Annotated in this window: 2 protein-coding genes; both read right to left on the bottom strand. The window is 73.5% G+C overall.

Annotation, left to right across the window (positions count from 1 at the left end; translation table 11 throughout):
• The coding region (locus tag J0670_RS30325) for a type I polyketide synthase (RefSeq protein WP_307806764.1) at positions 1 to 4,532 on the bottom strand (4,532 nt) is incomplete at its 3' end.
• A gap of 53 nt (positions 4,533 to 4,585) precedes the next feature.
• The coding region (locus tag J0670_RS30320) for a hypothetical protein (RefSeq protein WP_374223195.1) at positions 4,586 to 4,835 on the bottom strand (250 nt) is incomplete at its 5' end.

Raw genomic sequence — 4,835 nt, 5'->3', positions numbered from 1 at the left:
GAGTACAGGACGAACGCCGACAGGTCCAACTCCCGGGTCAGCTCATGCAGGTTCCACGCCGCGTCCACCTTCGGCCGCAACACCCGCTCCAACTGCTCCGGCGACATCGACACCGCCACACCGTCATCCAGCACACCCGCCGTATGCACCACAGCCGACAGATCCGGAATCCCGGCCAACACCCCGGCCAGCGCCGAACGGTCCGCCGCATCCGCAGCGGCCACCACCGCCTCGGCCCCGAGTTCAGCCAGCTCCGCCACCAACTCCGCAGCCCCAGCAGCCGCCAGACCACGACGACTCAGCAACACCAGCCGACGAACCCCGTGCACCGACACCAGATGCCGCGCCAGCACACCACCCAACGCACCCGTCGCACCCGTCACCAACACCGTGCCCCGGCCCCACTCCGGACCCTCCGACACCGCACCCGCCGTCACTCGGGCCAAGCGCGGCACCAGCACCTCGTCACCGCGCACCGCCAACTGCGGCTCGCCCGAGGCCAAAGCGCCCGCGACCAGTTCGGCCGACGGCGTCTCGGTGTCCAGATCCAGCAGCACGAAGCGGCCCGGGTTCTCGGCCTGCACGCTGCGCAGGAGGCCCCAGACGCCGGCCTGCGACAGGTCCGCGACGCCCTCCGGACCGGCCGCGATCGCTCCGCGTGTGATCACGACCAGGCGCGAGTTCGCCAGCCGCTCCTCGGCCAGCCACCCCTGCACCAGCCCCAGCACACCGGCCGTCACCTCATGAACAGCGCCCACGACCTCGGCACCGTCCAGCCGGGGCAGCCCCGCCAGCACCGCCGACGGCGCCGCCTCCGCGACCTCACCGACACCCGGGAACACTGCTCCACCGAGCCCCAGATCCGCGCCCAGCACCGCCCAGTCAGCGGCGGCACCCGCCACCTCCAGCGGACGCCACGCCACACTCAACAACCCATCGCGAACACCGGTCTGGCGCAGACCGTCCACCGACACCGGACGCAGCACCAGCGACTCGACCACCGCCACCGGCGCACCCGCACCATCGGCCACCGCCAGCGACACCACGTCCGGCCCGGCCGGGGAGATCCGCACGCGCAGAGCGGTCGCCCCGGCGGCCAGGACGCTCACGCCGGACCAGGAGAACGGCAGGGCGGTCGTACGGTCCTCGTCGACCACACCGGGCAGCAGCGGATGCAGCGCCGCGTCCAGCAGCGCGGGGTGCAGAGCGAACAGTCCGCCGTCGGTGCGCTGCCCCTCGCCCAGCGAGACCTCGGCGAACAGCTCGCCCCCCGCTCGCCACACCCGACGCAGCCCCTGGAACGCCGGCCCGTAGCCGTAGCCCCGGTCGGCCGCCTGGCCGTACACATCACCGAGGTCGACCTCGACGGCGCCGGCCGGCGGCCAGGACAGCAGGTCCGCAGAACCGGCAGCGACGGCCTCGGCCGCGAGCACCCCACTGGCGTGCCGGATCCACGGCAGCTCGCCGTCGTCGTCGGGACGCGAGTACACGTCGAAGGACCGCCGCCCGGCCTCGTCCGCCCGGGCCACCACCAGCTGGAGCTGGACACCGCCGCGTTCGGGCAGCACCAGCGGCGCCGACAGGGTCAGCTCCTCGACCTGGGCGCAACCGACCTGTGTGCCGGCTCGTACGGCCAGCTCCACGAAGCCCGTGCCGGGGAGGATCAGGGTGTCCAGGATCCGGTGGTCCGCGAGCCACGGGTGGCTGTCCAGCGACAGTCGGCCGGTCAGCACCACCGAGTCGCCGTCGGCCAGTTCGATGGCCGCGCCGAGGAGCGGATGCCGGGCGGCGCTCAGGCCGAGGCCACGGGCGTCGGCGGGCGCGGACGTCTGGTCGAGCCAGTGGCGTTCGCGCTGGAAGGCGTAGGTGGGCAGGTCGGTGCGGCGGGCGCCGGAGCCCGCGAAGAACGCCGGCCAGTCGACCGGGACACCGTGGGCGTGCAGCCGGCCGAGGGCCTCGACCACGCTGTGTGCCTCCGGCCGGTCCCGGCGGACGGCGGTGAGCAGGGTGTGGTCGCCGGAGTCCAGGGTGCCCTGGGCGAGTGCGGTGAGCACTCCGTCCGGGCCCAGCTCCAGGAAGGTCGTGACGCCCTCAGCGGCCAAAGTCTTTACAGCGTCGGCGAATCGGACCGCGCCGCGGACCTGCTCGGCCCAGTAGCGGCCCGAGCGCAGCTCCTCACCCGAAGCGAGCCGGCCCGTCACCGTCGACACCACCGGGATCCTCGGGGCGTCGAAGGCGAGCTTGTCCGCCTCGGTGGTGAACTCCTCCAACATGCCGTCCATCAGCGGCGAGTGGAAGGCGTGGCTGACCGTGAGCCGGGTGGTCTTGTGGCCGTCGGCCTCCAACTTGGCGGCGACCGCCAGGACTTCGTCCTCGACACCCGAGATCACCACCGAGCGCGGACTGTTCACCGCCGCGATGCCGACCACGGCCTCGCGCCCGGCCAGCAGCGGCAGCACCACCTCCTCCGGAGCGCGCACCGACACCATCGCCCCACCCGACGGCAGGGCCTGCATCAGCCGCGCCCTCGCGGCCACCAGGCGCGCCGCGTCGGAGAGCGACAGCACACCCGCCACATGCGCGGCCGCCAGCTCACCGATCGAATGCCCGGCCAGGAAGTCGGGGCGCACGCCCCAGGATTCGACCAGCCGGAACAGCGCGACCTCGATCGCGAACAGCGCGGGCTGGGTGAACCCGGTCTCGTCCAGCCGCTCCCCCGAGGCGATCACCTCGGCCAACGGCCGCTCCAGCAGCGGGTCCAGCTCCGCACAGACCTCGTCGAGCGCCGCCCGGAACACCGGGAACGCCTCGCGCAACTCCCGGCCCATACCGACACGTTGGGCACCCTGCCCGGTGAACAGGAACGCCGTACGCCCGCCGACCGCACGAACCGGCGCGACCGAGCCCAGCTGCGCCAGCAGCGCCTCCCGATCACCACCGGCCACCGCCGCCCGGTACTCCAGCGCCGAACGACCCGTCGCGAGCGAGAACGCCACATCCGCGACGGACACGTCCTCCCGCTCGCCCACGAACGCCGCCAGCCGCTCCGCCTGCGCCGACAGCGCCTCCGGCGTGCGTGCCGACACCACCCACGGCACCACCGGCAGCGCGGCCGCCGGCTCAACGACGGGCTCCTCCGCCACCGGCGCCTGCTCCAGGATCACGTGCGCGTTCGTCCCGCCGAACCCGAAGGACGAGACACCCGCCCGACGCGGCGCCCCCGTCTCCGGCCACGACCGGGCCTCCGTCAGCAGCTCGACCTCGCCGGCCGCCCAGTCGGCGTGCGGCGAACGCTCCTCCGCGTGCAGCGTCTTCGGCAGGACACCGTGCCGCATCGCCTGCACCATCTTGATCACGCCGCCGACGCCGGCCGCCGCCTGGGAGTGGCCGATGTTGGACTTCAGCGAACCGAGCCACAGCGGGCGGCCCTCCGGCCGCTCCTGGCCGTACGTCGCCAGCAGCGCCTGCGCCTCGATCGGGTCGCCCAGCCGGGTGCCCGTCCCGTGCGCCTCGACCGCATCGACGTCGGCCGCCGTCAGCCGGGCACTCGCCAGCGCCTGCCGGATCACCCGCTCCTGCGAGGGCCCGTTCGGCGCCGTCAGCCCGTTCGACGCACCGTCCTGGTTCACCGCCGAACCCCGGATGACCGCCAGCACCTCGTGCCCGTTGCGCCGGGCGTCCGACAGCCGCTCCACCAGCAGCAGGCCCACACCCTCCGACCAGCCCGTACCGTCCGCCGCGGCCGCGAAGGACCGGCAACGGCCGTCCGCGGACAGCCCGCGCAGCCGGGAGAACTCCACGAAGGCCGTCGGGGTGGACATCACCGCCACCCCGCCCGCCAGGGCGAGGTCGCACTCGCCCGAGCGCAGGGCACTGGCCGCGAGGTGCATCGCCACCAGCGAGGAGGAGCACGCCGTGTCGACCGCGACGGCCGGCCCCTCCAGGCCCAGCGTGTACGAGACCCGGCCGGAGGCGATGCTCCCGGCGCTGCCGCTGAACAGGTACCCCTCGAACTCCTCCGGCGGGAGCTGCGGCCGGGAGCCGTAGTCGTTGTACATCACACCGGTGAACACGCCCGTCCGGCTGCCGCGCAGTCCGGCCGGGTCGATCCCCGCCCGCTCGAGGGCCTCCCAGGCGGTCTCCAGGAGCAGCCGCTGCTGCGGGTCGGTGGCCAGCGCCTCGCGCGGCGACATCCCGAAGAACGCCGGGTCGAACAGGTCCGCGTCGTGCAGGAACCCGCCCTCGCGGGTGTACGAGGTGCCGACGCGCTCAGGGTCCGGATCGTAGAGCTCGTCGAGGTTCCAGCCGCGGTTGACGGGGAACTCCGACACGGCGTCGACGCCGTCGGAGACCAGCTGCCACAGGTCCTCGGGCGAGCGCACCCCGCCCGGGTAGCGGCAGGCCATCCCGACGATCGCGATCGGCTCCTGCTCCTTCTCCTCCACCTCGCGCAGCCGGTTCCGGGCGTCGCGGGCGTCTGCGATCGCGCGCTTGAGGTAGTCGCGCAGCTTTTCCTCGTTGGTGGCGCTCACGTGAGTCCCAACTTTCGGTGATGGTGTGGTCGATGGCGAGGTCGGCTGCCCGGTCATTCGAGCTCGTCGAAGAGCGCGAAGAGCTCCTCGTCGGTGGCCGCTTCGAGGTCGACGTCGTCGGCCGGGGCCGCGCTGTCCCGGCCGGACGCCTCCTCACAGAGATCGAGCAGTTCCCTCAGTCGTGCGGCGATCTGCTGGGGAGCGCCGTCGTCGGCCAGCGCCGGGCGGAGGGCGGCCTTCAGCCGGTCCAGCTCGGCGAGGACGCCGGCGTCCGACGAGGCCTCCTCGACGTGGAGTTGGTCC

Origin of the sequence: Streptomyces sp. FH025, assembly GCF_017427025.1 — a bacterium.
GTDB lineage: Bacteria > Actinomycetota > Actinomycetes > Streptomycetales > Streptomycetaceae > Kitasatospora.
This window is presented reverse-complemented; position numbering and strand designations above follow the sequence as displayed.